22 protein-coding genes are annotated in these 24,047 nt (G+C 51.5%); 11 read left to right on the forward strand and 11 right to left on the reverse strand.

Translation table 11 applies throughout. The annotated features are described in order from the left end of the window. Positions 1-154: 154 nt before the first annotated feature. The gene (locus tag CMUST_RS15090) at positions 155-541 is read left to right on the forward strand and encodes a Rieske (2Fe-2S) protein (RefSeq protein ID WP_047263202.1); all 387 of its coding nucleotides are present in this window, start codon (positions 155-157) and stop codon (positions 539-541) included. A gap of 29 nt (positions 542-570) precedes the next feature. Here the strand turns inward: CMUST_RS15090 and CMUST_RS15095 are convergent, their stop codons facing one another. Then, positions 571-1,683, reverse strand: coding sequence for an NADH:flavin oxidoreductase/NADH oxidase (locus CMUST_RS15095; RefSeq protein ID WP_047263203.1), 1,113 nt, complete (start codon positions 1,681-1,683; stop codon positions 571-573). A gap of 56 nt (positions 1,684-1,739) precedes the next feature. On the opposite strand from CMUST_RS15095, the gene CMUST_RS15100 reads away from it, so the two are divergent. Both CMUST_RS15100 and CMUST_RS15105 read left to right on the forward strand, forming a co-directional pair. Beyond that, complete coding sequence (locus CMUST_RS15100) at positions 1,740-2,708, forward strand: bile acid:sodium symporter family protein (protein ID WP_047263204.1); 969 nt, start codon at positions 1,740-1,742, stop codon at positions 2,706-2,708. 17 nt (positions 2,709-2,725) lie between these two features. Next, positions 2,726-3,034: a hypothetical protein gene (locus tag CMUST_RS15105; protein ID WP_047263205.1), complete on the forward strand. Its 309-nt coding sequence runs from the start codon at positions 2,726-2,728 to the stop codon at positions 3,032-3,034. 32 nt (positions 3,035-3,066) lie between these two features. Here the strand turns inward: CMUST_RS15105 and CMUST_RS15110 are convergent, their stop codons facing one another. Continuing rightward, entirely contained in the window at positions 3,067-3,672 is a 606-nt protein-coding gene (locus CMUST_RS15110; protein WP_047263206.1) for a YqgE/AlgH family protein, read from the reverse strand. Positions 3,673-3,683: 11 nt separating this feature from the next. Continuing rightward, positions 3,684-5,150, reverse strand: coding sequence for a CCA tRNA nucleotidyltransferase (locus CMUST_RS15115; protein ID WP_047263207.1), 1,467 nt, complete (start codon positions 5,148-5,150; stop codon positions 3,684-3,686). 115 nt (positions 5,151-5,265) lie between these two features. Here CMUST_RS15115 and CMUST_RS15120 point away from each other — a divergent pair, with 115 nt between their 5' ends. The 8 genes from CMUST_RS15120 to CMUST_RS15155 all read left to right on the forward strand — a co-directional run bounded on the left by CMUST_RS15120 (position 5,266) and on the right by CMUST_RS15155 (position 17,352). Beyond that, the gene (locus CMUST_RS15120; RefSeq protein ID WP_047263208.1) at positions 5,266-6,168 is read left to right on the forward strand and encodes an NUDIX hydrolase; all 903 of its coding nucleotides are present in this window, start codon (positions 5,266-5,268) and stop codon (positions 6,166-6,168) included. Further along, complete coding sequence (locus CMUST_RS15125; protein ID WP_047263209.1) at positions 6,165-8,738, forward strand: hypothetical protein; 2,574 nt, start codon at positions 6,165-6,167, stop codon at positions 8,736-8,738. Before CMUST_RS15120 ends, CMUST_RS15125 begins: the two co-directional genes overlap by 4 nt. A gap of 190 nt (positions 8,739-8,928) precedes the next feature. Beyond that, the gene (locus tag CMUST_RS15130) at positions 8,929-9,612 is read left to right on the forward strand and encodes a DUF3558 family protein (protein ID WP_158408248.1); all 684 of its coding nucleotides are present in this window, start codon (positions 8,929-8,931) and stop codon (positions 9,610-9,612) included. A gap of 596 nt (positions 9,613-10,208) precedes the next feature. Further along, a complete protein-coding gene (murJ, locus tag CMUST_RS15135; RefSeq protein ID WP_047263211.1) occupies positions 10,209-13,607 on the forward strand; it encodes a murein biosynthesis integral membrane protein MurJ in 3,399 nt (1,132 codons plus the stop codon). Between the two features lie 375 nt (positions 13,608-13,982). Then, a complete protein-coding gene (locus CMUST_RS15140; protein ID WP_052844822.1) occupies positions 13,983-14,660 on the forward strand; it encodes an RNA polymerase sigma factor in 678 nt (225 codons plus the stop codon). A gap of 119 nt (positions 14,661-14,779) precedes the next feature. Next, positions 14,780-15,715 (forward strand): thioredoxin-disulfide reductase, encoded by a 936-nt coding sequence (gene trxB, locus CMUST_RS15145; protein ID WP_047263212.1) that lies wholly within the window; start codon positions 14,780-14,782, stop codon positions 15,713-15,715. Positions 15,716-15,775: 60 nt separating this feature from the next. Further along, positions 15,776-16,096 carry a thioredoxin gene (trxA, locus tag CMUST_RS15150; protein ID WP_047263213.1) on the forward strand — a complete coding sequence of 107 codons (321 nt, stop codon included), beginning with the start codon at positions 15,776-15,778 and terminating at the stop codon, positions 16,094-16,096. 74 nt (positions 16,097-16,170) lie between these two features. Beyond that, the gene (locus tag CMUST_RS15155) at positions 16,171-17,352 is read left to right on the forward strand and encodes an N-acetylmuramoyl-L-alanine amidase (RefSeq protein WP_047263214.1); all 1,182 of its coding nucleotides are present in this window, start codon (positions 16,171-16,173) and stop codon (positions 17,350-17,352) included. Here CMUST_RS15155 and CMUST_RS15160 read toward each other — a convergent pair. From CMUST_RS15160 to rpmH, 8 genes are all read right to left on the reverse strand, one after another. Then, positions 17,349-18,008 carry a hypothetical protein gene (locus CMUST_RS15160; RefSeq protein ID WP_047263215.1) on the reverse strand — a complete coding sequence of 220 codons (660 nt, stop codon included), beginning with the start codon at positions 18,006-18,008 and terminating at the stop codon, positions 17,349-17,351. The two genes, CMUST_RS15155 and CMUST_RS15160, sit on opposite strands and share 4 nt — an antisense overlap. A gap of 6 nt (positions 18,009-18,014) precedes the next feature. After that, on the reverse strand, positions 18,015-19,106 hold the full coding sequence (locus tag CMUST_RS15165; protein WP_047263216.1) for a ParB/RepB/Spo0J family partition protein: 1,092 nt from the start codon (positions 19,104-19,106) through the stop codon (positions 18,015-18,017). A gap of 3 nt (positions 19,107-19,109) precedes the next feature. Beyond that, complete coding sequence (locus tag CMUST_RS15170) at positions 19,110-20,114, reverse strand: ParA family protein (protein ID WP_083987649.1); 1,005 nt, start codon at positions 20,112-20,114, stop codon at positions 19,110-19,112. Positions 20,115-20,203: 89 nt separating this feature from the next. Beyond that, positions 20,204-20,815 (reverse strand): 16S rRNA (guanine(527)-N(7))-methyltransferase RsmG, encoded by a 612-nt coding sequence (gene rsmG, locus CMUST_RS15175; protein ID WP_047263726.1) that lies wholly within the window; start codon positions 20,813-20,815, stop codon positions 20,204-20,206. A 297-nt stretch (positions 20,816-21,112) separates the two neighbouring features. After that, entirely contained in the window at positions 21,113-22,069 is a 957-nt protein-coding gene (gene yidC, locus CMUST_RS15180) for a membrane protein insertase YidC (RefSeq protein WP_047263217.1), read from the reverse strand. 121 nt (positions 22,070-22,190) lie between these two features. Continuing rightward, positions 22,191-22,436, reverse strand: coding sequence for a membrane protein insertion efficiency factor YidD (gene yidD, locus CMUST_RS16455; protein ID WP_236690216.1), 246 nt, complete (start codon positions 22,434-22,436; stop codon positions 22,191-22,193). 25 nt (positions 22,437-22,461) lie between these two features. Then, positions 22,462-22,866: a ribonuclease P protein component gene (rnpA, locus tag CMUST_RS15185; RefSeq protein ID WP_047263218.1), complete on the reverse strand. Its 405-nt coding sequence runs from the start codon at positions 22,864-22,866 to the stop codon at positions 22,462-22,464. Positions 22,867-22,896: 30 nt separating this feature from the next. Further along, on the reverse strand, positions 22,897-23,040 hold the full coding sequence (gene rpmH / locus CMUST_RS16460; RefSeq protein WP_083987655.1) for a 50S ribosomal protein L34: 144 nt from the start codon (positions 23,038-23,040) through the stop codon (positions 22,897-22,899). Positions 23,041-24,047: the final 1,007 nt, after the last annotated feature.

Here is a 24,047-nt window from a genome sequence, read left to right on the forward strand (position 1 = left end):
ATATTTTCAAGGTGATGTTTCACGTGAAACATCACCCATTATTCTTTTTAGAAAAAGTCACAGTGACGAAATTAATCCGCCTGCAAAAGTAGGGCTCATATCTTAGGAAAATAATCAAATTCCACTCCAGCTATAAAGGTGCCATACTAGAAACATGACCGATCACGATGCAACGTCATGCAGTCGCCGAATGTTTCTTATTGGTACGGCAACCACTTTCGCCGGAGCAGTGTTAGCGGCGTGCAGTAGCAGAGCGGATAAAATTTCAGTCACTGCCACTGACGTACCGGTGGGAAGCGCGGTTATTGATGGTGACATTATCATCGCCCAACCCGTAGCAGGGGAGTACAAAGCATACTCCAGTATCTGCCCACACCAAGGATATCCCATCACTCAGGTGACCGGCAGTGCCGTTCGATGCACCCGACACGGTTCCACCTTCGATATCGTCGACGGTTCCGTAATCGATGGGCCCAGTCGAGACGGACTCAGGCCTCGAAAAGTCACATTGGAAGGGGAAACCTTTAACGTGGCAGAATAGGAATGTTTCACGTGAAACATTCCTATTCATCACCCCCACATGCCACGATGATAACTTTCCGGCACGGGCCATTCCCCTTCAGCCAACCCTAGTAACCGGGCTGCCCGCAAGGGCCACGCCGGGTCAAATAATGCGGCACGGCCAATATCCACTGCATCAGCTTTAGCGTCGAAAAGCACGCGCTGCGCTAATACTGGATCGCCGAGTTGTCCCACCGCCACCACCGGAATGTCAGCGCCTTGGCGCACCGCCTCCGCAAACGGCACCTGATACCCAGGGCCAGAGACGATCGGTGCCGGAACCAAACCACCACTCGAAACATCGACTATATCTACGCCACGATCGCGGAGAATTCTTGCCAACGCAACGCTTTCTTGAATTGTCCATGAGGTTAAACCTGGGGCGTCTTCTAACCAATCCGTAGCCGAAATTCGTAGGAATAGTGGTGCCGTATCAGAAATAACAGACCGGACTGCGTCGACAACCTCAATCAGCAACCGGATCCGATTTTCAAAGCTTCCACCATAGTTATCTGTCCGGCGGTTGGAAACAGGGGAGAGGAATTGATGCAATAGGTACCCATGTGCCGCGTGGATTTCTACCGTATCAAAACCAACCGTCATAGCTCGCCGCGCCGCGGCCGCAAAGTCGGCTACAACGCCCTTGATCTCTTTAACAGTAAGTTCCTCAGGTGGGGCTAGCCCCGGGAACGGCTCTGCGCTTGGTGCCACAGTAACCCAGCCGCCATCATCAACCGGGATCGACCCGGACTCGAAACCGGGAAGTCCTGGATATGTCGCCGCTTTTCGGCCAGCATGGATCAACTGCACCCCCATCGCTGCACCTTGGGCATGACAAAAATCAACGATTGGACGCCATGCCGAAGCTTGTTCATCATTCCACAACCCAACACATTGATTAGAGATTCGACCGTTCGGAGAAATTGCGGCAGCTTCCACCATGATCAAGCCGAAACCACCTGCAGCGCGGGCACCATAATGCACGAGATGCCAATCGGTTGGCATTCCGTCTAACCCTGTCGCTTGATACTGGCACATAGGTGGAAGAAAAATACGATTGCGAATATCAAGTCCACGCAGCGTTATTGGCGTGAAAAGAGGAGACTGCTTAGTTGTACTCATGCTTCAACGCTACCCGTATTACACACCGCGTGCTGGCAACTTCTACACTTAGGGGTATGCGGAGTTGGTTAGCGAAACTTGATCCCCTGATTGTTCTTATTATCCTCGCGGTAATCATCGCCATCATAGCGCCAGCCGGCGGATGGTTTGCAGTCTGGTTTGGCTATGCCACAAAGATTGCGATCGCAGTGCTGTTTTTTCTCTATGGCGCGCGCTTATCCACCGCCCAAGCGCTCGATGGTGTTAAGCATTGGCGCCTGCACTCTACTATCGTTGCCTTTACATTTTTAGTATTCCCTGTGATTGGCATTGCACTTCGACCGCTGGGGATGCACCTAAATCCAGAGCTCTATCTGGGAGTTTTATATCTGACGCTGGTGCCATCAACAGTGCAGTCTTCGGTGGCTTTTACATCGATCGCTAAAGGCAACGTCGCAGGTGCGATCGTGAGTGCGTCGTTAAGCAATGTGCTTGGGGTAGTACTCACCCCGGTCTTAGTCATGCTGACGATGAACGCCGCACTTCTGGGCGGTGACGGTGTTCAGATTGATACCCAAGTGTTTATGGATATTGCCATACAATTACTGCTGCCGTTTATTCTTGGGCAGTTATGTCGACCCTGGCTTGCGCAGTTTGCAGCGCGAAACGCAACCAAAGTTGTTGATCGTGGTTCGATCGCGATGGTGGTATATGCGGCGTTCTCGGCAGGCGTGGTATCCGGAGTGTGGCAGAAGGTGGGCCCGATCGAGATAATCAGCTTGGTACTGTTTTCAGTAGCCTTAGTTGCGGCAATGCTATGGCTTTCCCGCTGGGTCGCCCAAAAACTTGGGTTTACCGAAGCCGATATCAAAGCAATCCAATTCTGCGGTTCTAAAAAATCGCTTGCCACTGGGTTACCGATGGCGGCGGTTATTTTTGGCGGCGGAAATATCGGCATCCTTATTGTTCCGCTGATGATTTTCCATCAGGTGCAATTGATGATGTGTTCCTGGCTGGCAAGCCGGTATGCACGCAGTGCTGGTTAGACTATAAGCTGAGATACATGACTATTTTTATCCGATTAGACATGACAATCCCCGGAGCGGGTAGCACCACACACATTGCTGAATTAGAAGAAATCGATAGCTCTAGCTGCAGAATGCTGCGCATTATTGAATTAGATCCGCATGGAGTGATTCATGGGGGCGCTGCCAGTGGGGTAGTGGCTGGGCTCGCCGCACCACCCCAAGATATAGTTCCACACCCACGAAACTATGGAGATTTCCCAGATATTACGACCACTGAAATTTCCGAGACGGATTTTAATGCGTTATGGGCCGAAACCCTAGCGAAATTTCCAGAATTAAACTAAAAGTGGGGCGTTTCACGTGAAACGCCCCACTTTTAGTTTTCTCCGAGTTCTGCCGGGAATGTGGCAAACAACGGAAGTGGCATTGCTTGTCGACGCATCACGTCGCCCCAAATATCAACGTTACCTGCAGCAATGACGTCCGAAGGCAAGCATGGAGCCACAAACCATTCACCACGCTCAATTTCCGCAGCCAATTGCCCCGGCGCCCATTCCGAATATCCAATAAACATTCGCATCCCACTAAGGTCAGGTTTTACCTCAGCTGGATCGGATGTTAAATCAACCAAAGCAATTCGATTAGCTAGCCGATTAAAGTGCGCTCGACTAACCAGATCAACCTCCGGCTTGGTCACCGCAACCCCGACCGCAGACTGATGGGCAAGCGGACCACCCAGATACATCGCTTGTGGCTTGGAAACACATTCAGCCCATTCCGGAAGAACATTAGCTACAGCAATATCTGTTCGATAAGCCAAATTGACGCCAAATGTAGTTGTATGATCGTGCTCAATCAACATGATGACCGAGCGAGCAAATTCTTCTGACTGCATCCCAGGGGCAGCCACAAGCAGCATTCCCGGTGCAGGCTCAGCACGTTCCATCCCATTAAACAGACGATCTGAGTATACTTCAGACATTGATTTCCCTCTCAGTCGTTAGAACTAGCGTTCTGATTAGCCCACCACTCCAGGAGTTTTTGTATAGCCACATCACGCTCCAACGGCCCGTATTCTAGCCGTAATTCTTTAAGGAACGCCCATGCCTTGCCCACTTCGGGTCCTGGTTTAAGGTTCAGAATCTGCATAATTTCGTTTCCGTCTAGGTCAGGCCGTACCCGCGCCAGATCCTCTTGCGCCGCAATATCCGCGATGCGGCTTTCTAAATGATCATAGGTACGCTGCAACCGCTCAGCTTTGCGTTTATTGCGAGTAGTGCAATCAGCGCGCACCAGTTTATGCAGTTTCGGAAGCAATTCCCCAGCATCAGTAACGTATCGTCGCACAGCAGAATCGGTCCATTGGCCTTCGCTGAAACCATGAAACCGCATGTGCAGGTAGACCAATTGGCTCACATCTTTCACCACTGCCTTTGGGTATTTAAGTGCGCGTAACCGTTTCCGCACCAACTTTGCCCCCACCACTTCGTGGTGATGAAACGTCACTTTCCCGGCCTCAGTAAATTCCCGGGTGTCAGGTTTACCAATATCGTGGGTCAATGCCGCCCACCGCAAAATCAGATCAGGTTCATCCTCCCGATCGACAGCCTGTTTGAGCACGGTGAGGGAGTGCCGATACACATCTTTATGCTGTTGATGTTCGTCTTGAGTGAGTTTGAGAGCAGGCAACTCGGGGAAAACAAAGTCTGCCAGCCCTGTTTCAACCATGAGATCTATCCCGTCCCACGGCGCTGCACCCAGGATGGTTTTGTCCAATTCAGCTTGGACTCGTTCCGCTGTGATGCGTTGGATATGTGGTGCTAGTTCAACCAATGCATCATATACCCGGTCTGCAACTTTAAAACCCAATTGTGATACGAATCGAGTGGCACGTAGCATCCGTAACGGATCATCGTTAAAGCTTTGCTCTGGAGCTGCCGGGGTGTCCAAGGTCCCAGTTACCAAATCCGCCAAACCCGCCACCGGATCGAAAAACTCCATGGTGCCATCGGGCAGGATTTCAATAGCCATCGCATTAACTCGGAAATCCCGCCGAATCAGGTCCCCCGCCAAGGTGTCGCCAAACTGGACTTGTGGGTTGCGGGAATCGCCGTCATATACATCGGAGCGGAATGTAGTAATTTCGATTTGTTGGCCTGCCATTTCAGCTGACACGGTGCCAAACACAATGCCAGTGTCCCAGACTGCATCTGCGCAGCCCTCCAAAATTTTCAAAACTACATCTGGCCTGGCGTCGGTAGTGAAATCTAAATCGTGACCTAAGCTTCCAAGCAAGGCATCCCGCACCGATCCGCCCACGAGATAAAGCTTGTGTCCCTGGTTATGAAACAACTCGGCCAATGGTGCCACCACAGGCATGAGCGGCTGCAGCGCAGTCTGAGCCTGTGCCAACGCCTCTTTAGGGGTACGGACGGAAAGAGTTTCGATGTGTTCAGTCACAGGGCATGATTCTACCCGCCGGCACGCGCTATCATTGAATACTTCGTAGAGGAACTTTGGGCACACCTGCTGCAAATGCCCCAACTAATACAGCTTTAAGGTTACGATCACTAGGATGACTGAGAACAACAGACCGCATCACACCAAGCGGTCCGGGGACGACACTAGCCGCCGACGCCGCCATCGGCGTGGCCGTGGCGAGGGCAGCGGCAAAAACACCCACGATTCTCACAAAACAAACCGGAAAGCCCCTAACCGAAATACCCGTCAGTCTGAGCAATCAGCAAACCCATCTTCACCCACCCCAAATGCGGTAGCCGGGGGCAAGCGCGAAAAACCCAATAATGCTCAATCCGCTACCAATCGCACAAAAAACCGCCGACGCCGCACATCCGAGCCCGCACAAACCGCAACTAACAAGCGCACGAAGGGGCGTCGAAAAGCAGCGGCTAAAACCCAACGTACTGGCACCCACAGAAAAAACTATCGGCGTAGTACCTACCCAAGTACGCAGATGGAGACCCGCATCGAAACCTCTGCGGGCGGTTTAGTTATCTCTGGTTTAGCGGAATCGGTGCAACCAGACGGGAACGTCGATCTTAGCCGGATTTATGTCGCGCTCATTGGCCGCTTGGATCGGCGGGGCCGATTGCTGTGGTCCATGCCTAAAGGGCACGTGGAAAACGGTGAGGACATCGCTGTCACTGCCGAGCGAGAAGTGTGGGAAGAAACTGGAATCCACGGTGAGGTATTCGCCGAATTAGGAGTCATTGATTACTGGTTCGTTTCCGATGGAACCAGAATCCATAAAACCGTGCACCATCACCTCCTACGCTACGTCGATGGGGCGCTTAACGACGAAGACCCCGAGGTAACCGAAGTCTCTTGGATACCCGCTTCCGCATTAATAGAGCATTTCGCTTACGCCGACGAACGCAAACTTGCCCGAATCGCCCACACTCTTCTGCCAGATCTAGCGCGTAAAGAACTAGCAGAAGGAAGGGGTACCCCGCGATGACTTATATCCGTCACATGTCGTGGCCCCGCACCCTTACTAGTACAATCACGGGTGCCACCGTCATCGGCATCATGGCCGTTTACGGCGGAATCCATCCGCCTGAAGTCTTAGGCGATGCACTGCCCAATTCGCCGACGAATCCGGCAACCGCTGCGCGATGGGTCAATCCCGACGTGCGCACTGAAGAAAACCATCCGGAATTTCGCCTTGAAGTAGTAGGACTCCAGTCTCATATTGCAGTTGGTGAAACACTACCCATCACAATCCGAGTAATAAATGATTCTCCGGAACCACTCCACGGGTTTAGCATTGTCGCACAGCACGCCAATATCCCTGAGTCGTTATCCGCTGCACGTAATATTCTGGCTCAAGATTCCAGCGCGTTCCCGTATTTTGCGGAGCCTATCAATAAATCCGACACGATAGCCCCTGGCCAATCCCGCGAAATCAGCATCTCCATGGCTACCAATGCCACAACGCCAGGCGGGTTAGCCATTGCAACCCCCGGTACCTACCCAATTTCGCTCGGGTTGCGATCCGCTGCCAGCCAAGAATTACTCAGCACCCAACGCTTCCTTATTCATGTCGGGCGGGACACCCCACCAGAACCCACCGATCCCACATCTAACGGAGCAACCAGCACCCCACTCGGCGATACATCATCTGCACAACAACCTACTCGAATGAGTGTGGTTTTCCCCCTCACCGCCCAAGTGGACATCGTCGGTGGCGAGATGGGTGAGGCGCCGAAACAAGCACCGCTGATACTGCACAGTGAGCAATTAGCACAACAATTAACCGAAGGCGGGCGGCTAGATGAATTGCTTGACGATTACGCCGACGAAACAACTGCCTCACCAGGCTTATCTAATGCCATATGTCTGGCATTAGACCCACAATTGGTAGATACCGTCGCACGCATGGCAGATGGTTATATGGTGTCCCACCAACGACCGAGTTCCGTTAGCCAAAACCGCCGCCTTCGTGACTCCTGGAATTTCCAAGCCGAGGAACCACGCGGAACTGTCGGATATGGTGCCGAGGCGGCCCGCGAGTGGCTCGACCGTTTAGCACAGCTTGCCCAACAGGCATCCTGCACTGTCGCTTTGCCGTGGGCGAACACTGACATCAACGCGGTTGCAGCCACCGGAAACCAATGGACCATGCGTGAGGCTATTCAGCAAGGCACCGCCACTATCGCGCGCGTGCTGAATATCACCCCGTTAAGCAATGTTGTTATTCCAGGCAGTGGTTATATCACCGAACAAACCGCACCCCAATTGCGGTGGGCGGACACCGCTAGCTTCACCACCACTAACGATGATGGCGAAATCTCCTATCCGGATATCGCCGCCGATTGGTCGAAGCGAGCCAGCGGTACTGCACCGTCCGAACCAGCAATCAGCGAGCCCGTTTCGGTTCTCGTTGCCGACAATACGGTGTGGAACACCCCCCAATCAGGACGTTTCGCCTACCTTGCCCCCGGCGTTCGGGCAGTTAGTTACCCTGGTTCGCTAGCTGCGACATTAGCCGAAGCGACCCCTAATCCCATTACTGTTGGCTACGGCAGCTACAGCTCCCGCTACGATTCCCGAATCGATGCCCTCGCTGCCCGGCGCGCCACTGGTGATGCCGCTATCCGCATGACCGTTGGGGAATATAATTTCGCCGCAACGGACAAACCATTGTTGGTTCAAATGCCGCCCACGCTTTCTGATGCCACCCAGTGGTTATCTACTATCGGCCAGTTGCTTGACTCCGCGGCTGCAAGCCCAATGACATTATCGGAATACGTTACGCCTTCCGGTGTGGAGACAACGGAATTAGACCGGTTGACCGCCGAACGGCTCGCTAGCGGTGAAGCACTTGAATTTGGTGCGCCTTACGACGACCCCACGGTTATCTCCGATACGGAGGTGCTACAGGCGCAGCGTCAATTACAATCAGTGGATAATCTGACCCAATTAATGATGACTGATCCAGCCATTGCGTTGACCCCTTATGGGTTTACTGCGCCGCTGCGCCACGACGTGCTGCGTGCGTTTACCCATAACGACCGCGCCGCGATCGCGACCTACGACGCCCATGTCGCCGATGCCAAGAGCCTGCTTAATAACAATTATCAAGTGTTGACGGAACTTCGTACCTCAGTGACATTGCTCCCGCCAGGTAACGTCTATACCCGAATCTCAGATTCCTCGCCGCTTCTCATTGTGGCTCAGAACGGCTTGCCACTTCCGGTAGATGCCCGAATTAGGTATAACGGCCCACGTGGCGCCCATATTAATGTGCCAGAAAACTTGTTTATTCCCGCCAAAGGATCCATCACGGTTCACATGACCGCCGACCTACCCACCAATTCCGCAGATCACCGTACCGATTTGTCGCTGTGGTTGGCAGCGAACGATGATTCGCAGTTCTCGGAACCAGTAACAATTGGTGTGCAAACCCGTTCCGGCATCATCGGCGCTTCCGGTTTGGTGGTAGTCGCGCTTATCGGCTTAGTAACTGCGCTGTTTGGCCGCATTGCTTATCGACGAATCCGGCACCAGCGCCCAGAAGAACACTAATCGCTTCGGCCACACCGACACTGGTAGAACCAGCACTTTTGGTGCATCGCTGTACATTACATCTGGCTGTTCCAGGTTCATTGGTGATGCTGGGGTATCGCTTGGGGGTACGCCGCGCTTGATATAGTACATTATCTATATGGATTCACGCTGGTGGCCAGTGGATTTGTGAGGGTAGATAAAAATGATCATGAAAAAATCAGAAACCATTCCGCGCGAAAAAGCGAATTCTCATTTAACACGCCGCATCGCGGCTCCGATTGTAATCTGCTGTGTCTTTTTTCTATCTGGCTGCGGGTTAGCTGGCCCCATTAGCCACTATCTCGCCGCCAAAAACCAGGCACAGACTCAGCAGCATTTGGTGTCAACACCTGCCGCTGAACCGGAAACGCTAGGGGAGGTTTTAGAAGCGGGTACTGGCACGTTTGATTTGAATGATCCGAACTTCAAAATTTTTAATCCGTGTACGGAGATCTCTCAGGAAGAATACGCGCAGCTTGGTTTCACGTTTTCGGTGGAGCCTCATGTGACGATGGATCATTTAATCATTTGTTCGTTAAAGTCCATTGATAGTTCCAATAGTGACTTTGGCGTTAGTATCGCAGCTGACACTGTCACGCCGGACCAGGTCACTACTTATGCGGAAGTGGTCACCGATCCAGTAATTCCACTACCTGAGCACTGGTATCAACATAAATACCATGACTTCGGTGATGAAGATTTAGAAAATAACTGTACTATTGTCGTGCCGACCAATCGGGGACGAATCGTTGTTACCTCACTAACGTCTTCTTCTGTTTTTAAATTGGCACCAGAAACTGTGTGCCAGAAATCAGTAGATACATTGCAGAAAATCTTCGCACTACAGCGTTAATGGGACTTCGAGCCAACGTGTACGCGATATAAAGTGGCGTCATTGAAAAAATTGAAGTCACACAGAGTCTGGGGTGGGTAGTTCCATGAAGTTCACTTCCAATTACTACAATTTTTTCGGCCATAGGGTTCGAAGCTTCACTAAGGAGATCATTCCCGAGTGTTTGGATTTGTTGGATCGTAACGGCATGGCTGTAGATGTGGCGCACGATCGCGCGCTTCTGACACGTAGCCGACTATACGGTTTGTAACGCCTTCGGTGGGTCCAGCAACCCAGTATGATTACACACCATCCCCACTCCTTAAAGCATTGAGGTTTGGGGATGGTTTTGTTTTTAGGCAGCTACCCCGGATCACCTGGTGTATGACGGGCTGTGGTAGGTCTGCGGCGTTTAAGCGTCGAAAAGCAAAGAACAAATTTCCGGGTTAACGTGCTGGCTAATACCTTGCTTGGACACAGGCTAACAGGTCATCCGCGCTGGTTAGTTGTGACTAATGCTACAAGAACTCCTGCGATAGCTTTTATCACTGATAATCTGAATTATTTAAGTAGTAATCAATGCGGCCGTTACTGATCGTTATCAGTGAGGCTGCTTGATGGACCCACATCAACCCAAGGAGTGTTCGCACTTGAGTGAGAACGGTCAACAGCCGGGACTTCGCCGACGAATAATCCCGCCCACGCCGCCCGCACCTGTGCCCACAGCGCGGAAGGTCCAGGCACAACCCAAACCTGCCAACGACCGTTCCAAGCTCAATCAGGCACCCCCGGCCATCGCCGCGTTAGCGGCAGCGGAATCTGGCACGACTACCACGACGCCGCACCGCGACCGGGGGACACACCAAGCTAAAAACAACGGATCGGTAGCGGTAGCAACTGAAGCGCCGGATTCGGTTGATACAACAGAAACTTCGACGGAAACATCTGATTCCAAGGTGCTGCAATCAACCGGTTCCATGGCGATAGCCACCTTGCTAAGCCGTATTACTGGGTTCCTGCGCAATGTTTTGATCACCGCGACACTGGGCAATGCGATCGCTTCGGCATTCAATATCGCCAACCAGTTACCCAACCTAGTAACCGAAATCGTCTTGGGTGCGGTGCTAACCTCACTCGTGGTGCCGGTGTTAGTGCGTGCCGAAAAAGAAGACCCGGATCGGGGTGAAGCCTTTATTAGGCGACTATTTACGCTAGCGATGACGTTATTGGGAGTCATCACGATAGCCTCGGTGATAGCCGCACCGTTGCTGACCCGAATCATGTTGAAATCCGAGGGTCAAGTAAATGTGGTTCAGGCGACGAGTTTCGCTTATTGGCTGCTACCACAGATCTTTTTCTATGGGCTTTTTGCTCTACTCATGGCGGTGTTAAACACCAAAGATATCTTCAAACCCGGCGCGTGGGCCCCGGTGATCAATAACATCATTGTGCTGGCGGTGATGACCACCTACTGGTTTGTTCCGGGTGAAATCGATCCTAAAAACCCGGCGGGTATTTTCGATCCACACATCATGCTGTTAGGCATCGGCACCACCCTTGGTGTGATTGTCCAGGCTTTGATTCTCATTCCGTATATTAAAAAGGCTGGGGTATCCCTCAAACCGCTGTGGGGGATTGATGCCAGGCTCAAACAATTTGGTGGTATGGCGGCAGCCATTGTGGTGTATGTGGCCATATCGCAATTGGGTTACACAGTAACGACACGTATCGCCTCCGAGGCAGACGCCGGCGCACCGAATACCTATTATCAGGCGTGGTTATTGCTGCAGGTACCGTACGGCATCATCGGCGTTACTCTTCTGACGGCGATCATGCCACGGTTGTCGCGTAATGCCGCCGATGGTGACGATCGCGCGGTGGTGCGGGATTTGGTGGTTGGTTCCAAACTGACCTTTATCGCGCTTATTCCTATCGTGGTGTTCTTCACCATTTTCGGCACCGCGATTGCCAAGGGATTGTTCCTGTACGGCAAGTTTGACCTCAATGACGCCACGATCCTTGGGTGGACGTTAAGCTTCTCCGCGTTTACGTTAATCCCGTATGCCACCGTACTGCTGCATTTGCGCGTGTTTTACGCCCGGGAAGAGGCGTGGACACCGACGTTTATTATTGCTGGCATCACCGCAACAAAAGTGGCGCTGTCCATGCTGGCACCAGTTTTCGCCAGTTCGCCGCAGCGAGTTGTGGTGTTGCTGGCGGCGGCTAATGGTTTCGGTTTCATCGCTGGCGCGGTTATCGGTGGGTTTTTATTACGCCGCAAACTCGGTCGGCTTAGCACCGTTGAGGTGGGGCGCACCTGCGCCTGGGCATTGGGGGCATCCATCTTCGCGGGAATGTCAGCCTACGGCCTGATTGCGGTGTTATCGGACACTTTGGATCCAGTGTGGAACATGCTGGGCAGCATCGGCTACCTGGTGCAATTGGCGATCGTTGGCCTGTTTTTCCTCATCATTACTGGCATTGTTCTTTCCAGGTCCGGCTTGGATGAGTTGGCAGTTTTGGGCCGGGTGGTTCAACGCATCCCTGGGGTGGGCAAGTACATCAACCCACCTTTAGCAAGCGACGAAATTCCAGAGGCAGGTGGTGTGCAGCAATTACGGGCTGCGGCTACCTATATCGACGATTCCTTCAACGCGACCCCAGTACCGCCGCCGATGTCAGCTGGCATTGTGCGGGGGCCGCGCCTGGTTCCCGGCGCGGAAGTTTCCGACGGCATGTTCCGATTATTGGCTGACCACGGCTCGGTGCCGGGGGCGCGGTTCTGGCATGCTAAAGAAAAAGCAACCGGTAGGGAAGTGGCGTTGACGTTTGTGGATACTTCCGGGTTGGCACCGTTGGCACCAGCAAGCCCGGCGGATGCCCGCGCCGCAAGTGAACGGGTTGCTCTGCGTACCTTGAACCTCGGGCGGCTTTCTAGCCCGGCCATTGCGTCAAATATTGAGGTACGTTCATACCGTAATGGGTGTTTAGTAATCGCCGATTGGGTTCCGGGAAGTTCCCTTGCCTCGGTGGCAGACGAAGATGTTAATCCCTATGCTGCTGCCCATGCGATGCGACCGTTGGTTGCGGCCTCCACGCACGGAGTTCTTGGCGTGGATAACCGGGCACGTATTCGTATCAATACCGATGGCATTGCAGTTTTAGCGTTCCCTGCTGTTTTGGATTCGGCATCCACCGAACAAGATTTACGGTCACTACGTACCGCGCTGAGTTCGCTTGTCGACGCCCCCACCGCACCCGAGAGCATACATTCGTTGCTTACCTGCGAATTGGCGGACCTACCGGGCGCCTACGACAACCTATTCAAGGACGTACCGCAGGAACACACCAGCAAGCTGGATCAATCACTCGCCGTTACCGAGGAGGAAGCACCGAAACCAGTTGAAACGCCTGGATTTGGCCGCAAAGGTTACTCCACCACAGCCACCGGTATCGTCATTGTTGGTGCAACGTTGCTCGTGATTGTCGCCGCGTTGATTACCGCTTATCTGACTTCCTGGGTCAACCGAGATAACGATGAGTCGCCGCTTAAACCGGAAACGCTGCATTCGATTCCGTCGACAAGTCAGACGCACCCAGGTGTGATTCTTGATTCCGAATCCGCATGGGGCTGGCCAGTGCCAAACGAAACCGCAGCACTAAGTCATGATGGTGACCCGGCAACAGTGTGGAATGCGGAACCAGAATCCGGATTACTGATCACGCTACCCGAAAATCAGATGCTCAATACCGTAGTGGTTAGTGGGGCATCTGTCGGGACCGAAATTACAATTTTGGGTGCAGCTGATACGGAATTGACCACCGCTGCAGCCCGAACTGGTATTGACACGCTGGTAGAGGAGTACACACTTGCCAGCACTACCATCACTCAGTCTCGCACTAACATCCCACTGGATACCCCAGAATCGGTGAACGAGGTCGTTGTGTGGATCAACACCAGAGCCGATGGTGAACCCACAACAATTGCGGAAATCCAGTTAGTTGGGTCCCCGTAGCTCATTAAATTACAAGGCTTTACCCCACCGGCAGTACCAGTCACCCTTGGTTCTGCTAGTGGGGTTTTCTCATGGGGATTAGTCGGTAAAAATACGACGGGGGCAGTGGATAGGTGTGCCTTATCGGGGTTAGAACGAACGCTAAAAAATCAAAGGCACGACAGAAGGCTTTTAGAATATCTGCTGGTAGCACCCCACAAAAATAACAAAACTGCTAACTTTAATTTTCGCAGCAAAATCGCGATAAATATATTGCGCAGCCAAAACCTTTAAAAACCACCACATATTAGTCAAACATTAACTAGGAAGTTATTTCCAATAGTACGTATCTAACCCAACTAACCAGAAGGCTAATTTATACATCTTGGGGGAGAAATGGTGGAACACACACTACAACACACCACATCAACCACGGAGTCAACCGCAGAGTTACTCACCGAAGAAATCACGCGGTTATCCGATGCCAATCTGTATAAACAGCCACATTCCACCGTCGAAAAGTACCAAGATGCAACCGACGACGAACTCATCGCCGCCTACCTAGGTGGCGACACCAACGCTTTTACCGCAATCATCACCAGGCACCACCGCATGCTATGGTGGGCGGCACGCCGCCACGTTGACTGCGATCATGACGCCGAAGACGTACTACAGGAAACGTTGCTGACCGTTAGCCGTAGTCTTGATAAATACAGCGGTTACGCCAAATTACGAACCTGGCTATACCGACTAGTCTGCAACGCCGCATACGATTACCGACACCGAGTAATCAAAAAAGAAGTAGCTGAACTCGATGATCCCGAAGGGCAGTATTCCCGCGACTCCCGCATCAGCTACGATCCCCTAAAAACCCACGCCGAAACTATGACAGTAAACACAGTTGTTAACTCACTGCCAACTGAGCATCGCGACGCCATTATCCTCATGGACTTCCAAGGATATAACCTCACTCAAGCAGCGGAATTACAAGGTGTTAAGCCTGGAACCATCAAATCGCGCCGGGCTCGGGCTAAAGCACAAATCAGAGAAATGTTGGGCGAAATCGCGGGCTAAACACAACGACACAAAGCAAGGCGGAATAGACTGGACTTCCACATGGTTGTATTGGATGAGGACGATACATCCCAATAGAAATTATTATTGACAAAATTTTTTACTGGAAGGCAGACTACATGACCGAAGCAGAAACCTCGGTACATGATCTGATCATTATCGGATCCGGCCCAGCTGGTTACACAGCGGCACTCTATGCTGCACGGGCCGAACTTAAGCCGGTTGTTTTCGAAGGCTACGAATCAGGTGGATCGCTAATGACCACCACAGAGGTGGAGAATTTCCCTGGATTCCCCGAAGGCATTCAAGGTCCTGAGCTCATGGATCACATGCGCAACCAAGCGGAAAAATTTGGTGCTGATCTCAGAATGGAAGAAGTAACCAAGGTTGATCTCACCGGAGACATCAAAAAAGTGTGGTCCGATTCGGGTGAACACCATGCACGTAGCGTGATTCTTGCCACTGGTTCCGCCCCTCGCTACCTGAATGTTCCAGGAGAACAAGAGTTACTTGGTCGAGGTGTATCCGCATGCGCTACCTGTGACGGGTTCTTCTTTAAAGACCACCACATCGCCGTTATCGGCGGTGGAGATTCAGCCATGGAGGAAGCAATCTTCCTCACCAAGTTCGCAACCACCGTCACCATTGTGCATCGTCGCGAAGAATTCCGAGCTTCTCCGATCATGTTGGAGCGGGCACGAAACAACGAGAAAATCAATTTCCTCACGAACAAGACCGTTGCGAAGGTGCTGGGGGACAACGCTGTTTCCGGCCTGGAACTCACCGACACCGTCACCGGGGAAACCTCAACCTTAGATGCGACCGCGCTTTTCGTCGCTATCGGGCACGATCCTCGTTCACAGCTTTTTAGCGATGTCGTAACCACCGACGACGCAGGCTATGTTGTTGTGGAACACCCATCTACCCGGACCAATATTCCCGGTGTATTTGCCATCGGTGACCTGGTAGATAACCATTATCGCCAAGCGATCACCGCAGCAGGTTCTGGTTGTCGTGGCGCTATCGATGCCCAAAACTACCTAGCTGAGCTATAAGCTGTTGTGTACAGTTTGCAGTCCGCTTAACTAAAACCACAGAAAGAAAAGGATACAGTCATGTCCATTGTTACCATCACCGAACAAAACTTCCGTACCGAAGTAGTCGAATCCGATAAACCAGTCCTCGTGGACTTTTGGGCTGAGTGGTGTGGTCCCTGCAAGAAACTTAATCCCGTCATCGAGGAAATCGCAGCTGAGTATTCCGACAAACTTGTGGTTGGCAAAGTCAATGTCGATCAGGAACGAAACTTAGCTGCCATGTTCCAAGTCATGTCCATTCCTACCCTTATTGTGTATAAGAATGGCGAGCTAGTGGACCAGTTCTTGCCTGGTCGCAACAAGCAAGCGATCGTGGCAAAATTCGAGAATCATTTGTGACTGGTATTCTGATCCAAAGCAACAATCGATTTACTACATTAGAACTAGATTGAATTGCAATGGATTGGAGTACCGTGTCTGAGGTGTTGAAAGTCGGCGACCATAGCCCCCGGGTCGCCGAAGTGCGTGCTGCATTAGCGCGTCTTGGGTTAATCCCAAATTTTAGTCAAGATGTTAAAACTGATCAGGTTTTCAAAGACTCAGACACGATCTTTGACGCGGAATTGGAAGCTGCACTACGTGGCTTCCAACAATCCCGAGGCATCATCGCCTCCGGCGAAATCGACGAAACCACACTTCGGGTTCTAAGGGAAGCGTCCTATAGGCTAGGTGCCCGGGTTTTAAGCTATCAACCCAATAATGAGATGATCGGCGACGATGTCGTCCAACTGCAAAAACAACTGCAGGAACTCGGCTTCTATGCTGACCGGATCGATGGTCATTTCGGACCCTGCACCCACCAGGGTTTGTTGAAGTACCAAATGAATTACGGGCTGAATATGGATGGGATTTGCGGCCCCAATACTATCCGCGCCCTTGGACGACTCGGTCGCAGAATTACCGGCGGTTCACCACAAAACCTCCATGAACGCGAACGCATGCGCGCCGCTGGCCCTAGATTAACCGGAAAACGGGTAGTTATTGACCCATCACTTGGTGGGGCTGATAAGGGGCTAACCGTTAGTGGCATCTATGGTGACATCACTGAAGAAGAATTAATGTGGGACCTGGCCTGCCGGGTTGAAGGCCGCATGATTGCAGCCGGCATGGAAACCATCGTGTCACGTCCCCGTCAAGACAACCCATCGCTTCGGCAGCGAGCGGACATAGCCAACGCTTTCAACGCCGATTTGATGATCTGCCTGCAAGCTGATCGCTATCGCAACGACAAAGCCTCTGGCTGCGCGACATTTTATTTCGGATCCGAAATGGGTAATTCCTCTATGACCGGAGAATTGCTCTCTGGTTTTATTCAGCGGGAAATCGCCGCTCGCACCAAGCTGGTCAACTGCGGAAATCATGCTCGCACATGGGATTTGTTACGAATGACACAGATGCCTTGTGTGGAGGTTGTTACTGGTTATCTTACTAACCCAGGCGATGTCCGGATTCTTACTAATCCGGCAAAACGTGACGCCATTGCCGAAGCGATTGTCGTCGCTGTTAAACGACTATATTTAATGGATCGTGACGATCAACCTACTGGAACTTACAAGTTCAGTCAGTTACTGGAACAAGAAATGCTTGATGTTTAAGCATAAATCCGGTTAAGTAGTTCTTCCGCCGCCAGCTCCGTGAGTAATTCGCGCACTGGCGGCAATTCCATTCTCAGCCTAGGTAACACTGGATGATCCTGGACCACCATAAAACCAGCGGATTCCCAGAAATGGACATCAATAAGCCCCACAGAACCCGCACATTCGACTATTCGCGCCACCGATTCATCGGTAAGCGAAGCGGCTCTCGACGCTGCTTCACTACGGAGTCCAAAAACCTCAACAGCGGGTACTTCTGCTGCGACCAATTCCATCACCACAGCATCAACCATCACCGTTTCTAATCCAGTATCAGCAATCACCGGATCAATGTGCAACGAGGTTATCAGTCGCGCATCTGGTGACACTGGCGCACTGGGTAGTTGCACCACCCCTGGCGCAACAGCGGGATTACAATAAAGGATCGTTGCGATTGCCCTAATTGGCGCAACTGTTGGACGCGGGTGAATCAGATTGAAACCACCAGAATCCCCCTCCAATAACCCGGTGGCCAACCACACCTCCTTTTCAAAAGCAGCATCCAAACGGGGAGTGCCCTGCACGCTGGGGCACAACTCCCAGAAAACACTGCGTGCGCAGTTATAATGCACCAGCGGAATCGCTTCGGTAGTCAAGCGTTGCAGCCGGGCGTCCATGATGAGTCATCCCTTATGGCTTAACAGGGCCATGATGCGTTCAAAGTCCTCCCGACCACCAAACTCAACAACAATTTTGCCTTTGCGCTTACCCATCGACACCGATACTTTGGTGTCAAGATCATCAGCAAGCGATTCGGCAGCATGGGTCAAAAACTCTGGAGTCGGTGCTTTTTCCCGCTTCGGGGCTGGAATTTTCTTATCCCCTCGGTTCAGCAGTGTCACAGCTTCTTCCGTAGCACGCACTGACAAACCTTCCGCCACAACCCGTTCAGCGAGTTTTTCTTGCGTTTGTTTGCCAGCTTTGAGCCCCAACAGGGCGCGAGCATGACCAGCCGATAGAACCCCGGCAGCAACCTTACGTTGCACAGCCACTGGCAGCTGCAATAGTCGAAGCATATTGGTGATTACCGGCCGAGAACGCCCGATCCGATCAGCAAGCTCGTTTTGGGTAACCTCAAATTCTTTGAGCAACTGCTCGTAAGCTGCCGCCTCTTCCAATGGGTTTAATTGCACCCGGTGGATGTTTTCCAGTAATGCGTCCCGCAACATGGAATTATCTGGGGTGTCGCGAACAATAGCTGGAATGGTTTTTAGTTTCGCTTTGGAAGCGGCACGCCAACGACGTTCACCCATGATGATTTCGTAGCGGCCATCCCCGGAATCCCGCACGATAATTGGCTGCAATAATCCAAACTCTTTAATGGAATGCACCAATTCCGAGAGGTCTTCATCATCAAAAACCTTCCTGGGGTTCTTCTCATTGGGAAACAGCAACCCGATCGGAATTTCTTGATACGTCGCTCCATACTCGGCTGCGGTTTCCGGCGCAGCAGGCGCATTCTTCCGTCCCGCATTCCGTTCGGCGGCCTCAGCAACAATCGGGTTAATCCGAGCACCGTTTGCATCACGTTGGGCAGGCTTTTTCTTTTGTGCGGACCCGGATTTTCCTGACGTAGTTTGGGCACTAGCAGGCGCACTTGCCCCGCCGATAACAATATCGGCTGCACCATGACCCAGACGGGAATCTGGTTGACCAGTAATCAACGCCGCAAGTCCGCGGCCCAACCCGCCTTTACGCTGGTCTTGTGAGGTCATCGGTTAGTCCTCCTCATTGGTGGCAAGAGAATCAAAGTCATGGAAATCGTCAGTGGTGGCATCCGGAGAGTCGTCGGGTGACGCGCCGCTTTCCGGGGACATCCCGATTGCGCCGGAGTCCTGCGTTGGTGGGTAGTCACCGCGTTGAGCCAATTCGCGGGCAGCATCCAGATACGCCATCGCACCCCTTGAGCCCGGATCGTAGGTTAAAACGGTTTGGCCGAAACCGGGTGCCTCGGAGACCTTCACTGAACGAGGAATTCTCGTACGCATGACAACCTCGCCGAAGTGATCACGCACCTCGTCCGATACTTGCTCGGCAAGTTTCGTGCGAGCATCAAACATAGTTAGCAAAATCGCTGATATATGCAGATCTGGGTTGAGATGCTGCCGGATCATCGTGATGTTATTAAGTAACTGCCCGACACCTTCCAGGGCGTAGTATTCGCACTGGATTGGGATTAATACCTCATTGACGGCATTCATGGCGTTAATGGTGAGTAATCCCAATGAGGGAGGACAATCAATAAAAACATAGTCGAAACCGGCTTCTTCGATGAATGTGGAATGCAAAGCATCTGAGAGCCGATACTCCCGCCGCACCATTGAGACTAGTTCGATTTCGGCACCCGCTAAATCAATGGTGGCAGGGATACAGTAAAGGTTTTCACTGGTAGTGGATTGTTGCATCGCCTGTTCGGCGGTGCATTCACCGATAAGCAATTCGTAGCTTGATAATGTACCTGCCCGGTGGTCAACCCCCAATGCGGTTGACGCGTTACCCTGCGGATCAAGGTCAACTACCAACACCTTTAAACCCCCCACCGCTAAACCGGCCGCAAGGTTCACCGAAGATGTGGTTTTGCCAACCCCACCTTTTTGGTTAGCCACCACCAAATGACGTGGTTTTGGCGGCCGTGGAAGTTGGAGAGTATTAGGTGTCAACACCTGAGCTGCACGCCGCGCAGCTGCAGCGATAGGAGTGTCGTCCCAGTTCGTTTCTTCCATGACTACCTAACTATCTTTTCGTGTTTTATTGGGGTTTTGTCGTTTCCAGATTAGTGCCTATTTCCCGGCTATTCCACACCACATATGTTCTATCGAATCTTCGGTATTTCGATCACTGTAGTAGGTTCCGATAATTGTGCGCCGACGACAAAAATTTTCGCCTTACCGCCACCAGCTTTTTTAATCTGCGCACCATCACGAGCTAATTCTTCATGAACGGAAGAACCCTTCATGGCCAGCATTTTTCCACCTTTGGCAACCAAGGGTAGCGACCAACCGCATAATTTACCCAGCGGTGCAACCGCCCTGGAGGTAACCACATCGACGGTGCCGACCTGTTTTTTAATGTCTTTATCCTCAGCACGACCCCGTAGTACTGTCACATTCGGCAAATCCAAGGATGCAACCACCTCGGATAAAAACGTGGAACGTTTCAGCAATGGTTCAATCAGAAAAACTGTAAGATCCGGTCGGGCCAGTGCCAAAGGAATGCCGGGTAAGCCTGCACCAGAACCGATGTCGGCAACGGTGACTCCGGGGTTAATAGCCTCGCCGATAACTGCACAATTGAGGATGTGCCGTTCCCATAATCGGGGTAGTTCCCGTGGGCCCATAAACCCACGTTCTAATCCATCAGTCGCAAGCAGGTGATGGTAGCGAATCGCGTTAGTGATGTTTTCCTTAAAGATTTCTGCAGCAATAGCAGGTGCGGGAAAGTCACTGGGTGCGGTGGTTTCGGTTGGGGTGGGATGTTCTTGCTCTACCACGCACTATTCCTTTTCTTTCCAGATGCGTTTTCTGCATTGCATTGCGGTTATCACGTCAATTGGTGGGGTACAACCAGAAAGATCATGTTTTGGCTCTATAAGGTTTTCTGCCACCATTTGCTCACTAAAAACTGTACACGGCAAATCACCTCACCCCATGCAATTCACACGCGAAAACCGCCATCAAACATTGACACAATGCTGACGGCGGTCGAGACGTCGAAAAGCTAATCAGCGCTTCTTACGCTTTTTGCTACCAGCTGGCCGTTGGCCAGGTTTCGGCGCGGTGGCTCGTTTCGCATCGCGCTTTACTTGTAGTTCAGCTTCTTCTTCCGCATCCATCTTGGCAAAGACGTAGCGCTGCTGGAAGAAAGTCCACACGTTATTGGACACCATGTAGAACAACAAACCAATGTGCCACAAAACACCGGTGGCCAAGATGGTCAGCGGTAGGAACCACAACATCATCTTGTTCATCATGTCCATCTGCATCTGCATTTGGTCATTTCCGGCGGGCTTTTGCTTGCCGGAGGCAATCCGGGCTTTTTGACGTTCGATGCTGAGTCGAGCGTTCATATGGATAGCCACGACGATGATGATAATAAGCGGTGCGGCCACCCAGGTGATGTCCAACCAGTCGAAATCGACTGGTTGGAAGGCTTGATACATATCTTCCGGCATCCAGATATATGCCGAAAGTGGAATGCCGAAGACTCGGGCGTCCAGGAAGGACTGTACATCTTCTGCAGAGAAGATGTAGTTGGGGGTCATTCGGTTTTGCTCGATACTCAAACCTAATTGGCCAGCACCGGTACCGGTGCGGTTGAAGGAGCGAAGCACATGGAACAGACCCAAAAATACTGGCATTTGCACCAAAATGGGCAAACATCCAGCTATGGGGTTAACACCCATTTCTTTTTGTAGTTTTCGGGATTCTTCCAGCATTTTTTGCTGGTCGTTTTTGTACTTGTTTCTAATCTCCTGCATGCGCGGCTGCAGTTCTTGCATTTTGCGCATGGACCGCATTTGCTTAATTGTCGGCCGCACCAGTAGCACACGGATGGTGACGGTGAGTAGGACGATGGCTAGTACCCAGGACAGGCCGGAATCCGGGTTGAGGACAAGGCTTACAACCTTGTGCCAGAACCACAAGATGGCCGAGATTGGCCAGTAAATGAAGTTGAGCACTGTGAGTCAAAACTCCTCAAGTATTTTATGTTTCTAAGGTGTGAAGCTAAAGCTATGGAACTAAAGTGTACTTAGCTTTGGTCAGAACAACTATTTATAAGTTTTCAACCGTGGAATATTCTTAGTTCTTCCACTGGGTATCGCTGCGCGATTTCGGGATAACCGGATCATAGCCACCAGGGTGCCACGGTCCGCATTTCGCCAATCGGGCTAGGGTTTTAATTAGTCCCCAAAATGCGCCGTATTCTTCGATAACGCCTAAGGCGTAAGCGCTACAGCTGGGTTCGAACCGACAACTAGGTCCGGATTTTAACGGGGAGAGATATCGTTGATAGCCAAGAACTAGGTACCGAAACGCCCGGGCGATACGCGAATGTTTGCTTTTCGACGTCTCAGCCGCGCCGTTTGATTTTTCCAAGTGCTTTTTGCACATCAGCAGTCAGCTCCTTCGAGGTGGCGGTGGCCGCTGGTGGTAGAGCTCGAATGATTAGTCGGTCTCCCGGGGCCAATTCAGACACCAGATCCAACATGATTGGGCGAAGTTTCCTACTCACCGCATGTCGCACAACTGCATTTCCGACGGCTTTGGAAACAATGAGGCCAAATCGTGGTGGGGAAGTGGTCAGATCTTTGATACTTGATACAGCGGTCAAAGTTTTAGTCTGAGCATCAGATGGCTTTGGAGATTTTTCGTGCTTTAAATGCACAACAACGGTGCCCCCACCTGCACGTTTACCCTTCCGAATTGTTTGACGAAACTCTTCGGAGTTGGTGATTTTGTGCTGTTGCGGGAGCACCGTTGTTATTACTTTGCGTTGTATGTGCGCTTAAGCGGTGAGCTTTGCACGACCCTTACGACGACGTGCAGCCACAATTGCGCGGCCAGCACGAGTGCGCATACGGATACGGAAGCCGTGCTTTTTCGCGCGACGACGGTTGTTCGGCTGGAACGTCCGCTTACCCTTGGTCACGGTAAACACTCCTAATGTAGGTGATAACAGGTGGGCCTTTTAGCTCAGCTTGAATAGCTGGGATAAAAAGAACACCCAAAGTTGGATGATGATAGTTAAGGAGCACATTCTTTAACACACCGGCATAATGCTGGAACAATAAGAAAGCACAAAACAGTCAGCGGAAGATCCGGTGATAGTTCTCTCCTTAAAAATGCACATTCAGTAGGAAGATACTGATGTGACAGACCTGTACAGACTACGTGAACTAACCAGCGCAAACCAAATCGACACGCTTGCACCCCCGCACCACCCCAATAATGACATTTTTGTAATTCACTTGCCGGTCAGGCTAAAAATTTTGCCCCTGCCTTGGGTGATGTTATCTATCCGTTATTTCATCGCTACTGTGAAGCCTAATTACATCCATAGCATTCGATGCATATGTAGACATTCCTCCAAACAAGCGAGTAACAATAGATTCTGACATTCTCATTCACAGGCTGTGCGAAACCATACCTGTGGATAACTTTGCAATATCGCTTGTTAATCTTGATGTTTAGCGGTGTTATTGCAGGTAAAATCACATAAATTCCGATCACCAGTTATCCACAATCACTGTTGCAGGTTGTGGATAAGTTGGTGAAACGCGTAATTTAAAGAGTTATTCACAGCTGTGGATAACTCTGTGGAAGCCGTGGTCAATTGACTAACAAGCGGCTTTAACATGTGGATGAAGCGGTGAGTTTCTTTACAGAAAGGTAACGGTAATCAGTCTTTATGGTTAAGACTATAGAAAGGCGCAAAACACACATAAGGTAGCTGCTAACCCGTTGAAGAAAAACCGCATCTTATCTGTGCCGCTACACCCCCATTGCGTGTGCCAGCGTGATGGGTACTTCAGATACCAGATTGCTGATCGATTGGTGTTGTGGCCAAGCTGCTAGTTAACCTGCAATGTGGCTGTGACTTAGCAATTGACGTTTTAGAGTTTTAGAAATTTAAGTAGAAACAAGGATTTACCAACA

Source organism: Corynebacterium mustelae, assembly GCF_001020985.1.
Classification (GTDB): Bacteria; Actinomycetota; Actinomycetes; order Mycobacteriales; family Mycobacteriaceae; genus Corynebacterium; species Corynebacterium mustelae.